This window comes from Cyanobacteriota bacterium (genome assembly GCA_025054735.1).
Lineage (GTDB): Bacteria > Cyanobacteriota > Cyanobacteriia > SKYG9 > SKYG9 > SKYG9.
The window spans coordinates 1-1,299 of record JANWZG010000655.1 but is presented as its reverse complement, the minus strand read 5'-3'; the positions used below and the strand labels follow the sequence as shown (position 1 = coordinate 1,299).

Sequence of the window (1,299 nt, the reverse complement as noted above, 5' to 3'; positions counted from 1 at the left end):
CCTGTTGCCAATCAATCACCAAGTAGTTGACATTAGCAGCTTGCAGGCGATTGTTGATCTGTTGCCATTCAGCTTGGTTATCCGTGCTACGGACAACACCTAGAACCATTGGTGCTGCCTGTAACGACGAAGTGAGGCACGATGTAGCGGCTATTGCAAGGCTTGTATTTGCCAGGATTGTCCCCAGCCAAGTCGTAATCGGATTTTTGGACGTGGTATCTGATTGCATGGAGTAATGGTTTACCATCATCGGCAACATTGGCGTTACACAATCAACCCCCCATTAAAGACACTTCTGCAAAGATCGTCAATAACTGACACACAGTCTTTGAGCACTGATGACCTATCAACCCAGGTTTACAACTTTGATAGTTCACTAGTTATCCGTTGGGTGGCTGCTGGCACTGGCTTTTCCATAATCAGAATGTGCTGTTGGGGCAAGATATTCTTGGTTTCTACCCAACGTAGCCCTACTGCCGCCATCTCGCGCTTGACTTGGCGCTGAGTCATCTTGTGCAGAGACTTAATCGGAATAAAAGGATTCTCTCCTCGGTATTCCACGAGTACCACCCGGCCACCTGGTTTCAGCGATCGCACAATTGCCTGCATCATTTCATAGGGATACTCAAACTCGTGGTAAGCATCGACCATTAGCGCCAAGTCCACACCTTCCGGCGGCAATTTTGGATCGGTAGCAGTTCCCAGAATTGGCTCTACATTTGTAATGCCCCGCTCTTGCAGGTGAAATGTCAGTAGCTCCACCATCTCTGGCTGGATGTCGATCGCCAACACCTTGCCCTCTGGCAGCAATGGACTCATACGAACACTGAAGTAGCCAGTACCTGCACCCACATCAGCTACTACATCCGTAGGCCGTAACCCCAAGGCTGCGATCACCTGCATGGGCTGCTCTTCAAACGAACGGCTGGGACGCTCTAACCAACCTGCTCCCTGATGTCCCATTATTTGGGCAATCTCGCGCCCAAAGTACACCTTACCGATGCCATCTGGATGGTGATTTAGCCGATGTTGATACAGTGGCTGAGGAATAGCTGGGGCAGCGCACACCGCTCCAGCCATGATAAAACTGCCGAAAGTAACAATGAAAACTATGACCCACGAAATGACAAAGTGCCAGTGCCTCCTCATGGTCAGCGTCCCCAGAATTTACAGAGGTACTACTATAGCAAGGATTCAGTATCAGGTGATAGGGTTCTGAGTGGTGCTGCCCAGTTGGTCTAGTAAACATAGTTTTTATGTACTATAGTTGAGCAGTTATCATTCAGCAGTCGGTTCACG

2 protein-coding genes are annotated in these 1,299 nt (G+C 49.3%); both read right to left on the bottom strand.

The window, feature by feature from the left end:
• Positions 1-229, bottom strand: a 229-nt coding sequence (locus tag NZ772_19135; protein MCS6815672.1) for a hypothetical protein, incomplete at its 3' end; no start/stop codon positions are given.
• Between the two features lie 128 nt (positions 230-357).
• The gene (locus tag NZ772_19130) at positions 358-1,080 is read right to left on the bottom strand and encodes a class I SAM-dependent methyltransferase (protein ID MCS6815671.1); all 723 of its coding nucleotides are present in this window, start codon (positions 1,078-1,080) and stop codon (positions 358-360) included.
• Between the last annotated feature and the right edge of the window lie 219 nt (positions 1,081-1,299).

What these genes read in the sequence shown, in the direction of transcription:
- NZ772_19130 (MCS6815671.1), bottom strand. Translation starts at nt 1,080, where the DNA reads ATGGCTGGAGCGGTGTGCGCTGCCCCAGCTATTCCTCAGCCACTGTAT.